The sequence below is a fragment of the Streptococcus mitis genome (assembly GCF_005144795.1).
Lineage (GTDB): Bacteria > Bacillota > Bacilli > Lactobacillales > Streptococcaceae > Streptococcus > Streptococcus mitis_BB.
Genome location: NZ_SWFJ01000032.1, coordinates 1 through 657, shown reverse-complemented (window position 1 = coordinate 657; position 657 = coordinate 1). Strand labels below are relative to the sequence as shown.

The 657-nt window shown below is 33.0% G+C and carries 1 protein-coding gene; it reads left to right on the top strand.

Annotation, left to right across the window (positions count from 1 at the left end; genetic code table 11):
* On the top strand, positions 1 to 524 hold a 524-nt coding region (locus FBF73_RS10030), incomplete at its 5' end, for a hypothetical protein (RefSeq protein ID WP_206146683.1).
* Between the last annotated feature and the right edge of the window lie 133 nt (positions 525 to 657).

The window sequence follows — 657 nt, the reverse complement described above, 5'->3', positions numbered from 1 at the left end:
ATGATATGGAATTCAAAGAAAAAGGAACACTCTTTAATCTAAAACAGCCCAAAAGCGTCGAATTAAGCTTTGAAGACTTTGAGAGTCTTAAAGCCTTGGCAAAGTCCTCTGAAGCTCTTAAAAGGGAAAATGGGGCTTATAAAGGGATGTATGAAAAGGAAAAGATGACAACCGAAAGTTTAAGAGAAAGAAATAATAGTTTAGATAAAGAATTGACCGAATCAAAAAAAGAAACAAGATGGTATAAGAATCAATACGAACGTTTAGGACAGTTATTTGATAACATTAAAGATCGTTATCAAGCAAGGGCACCTGAAATTTTTGAGGACTTCCAGAGAGTAGTGGGCTTTGCTAAATATGAATTCAATCGAACTGTAAATAGATTTAAAAATAATAAGCAAGCATACGATGAAAATAAATTAACAAAAGCAGAAAAAGTCGGATATGAATCAGCGGAGAAGTTTTTTAAAGATAAGGGGAGAGAAAGAACAAGGAGTCATGAAAGAGGTTTTGAAAGAGAATAACTAAAGAAAAAGCAGGCTTAAGCCTACTCCTTTAGCCTTTAAGGCTATTTTTATATGTTAAGAGATACGAATAAGTTTTTGTGGTGATGCATCATGGATGTTTTTAAATTGTTGAACAGCTTCTTTCATAGAG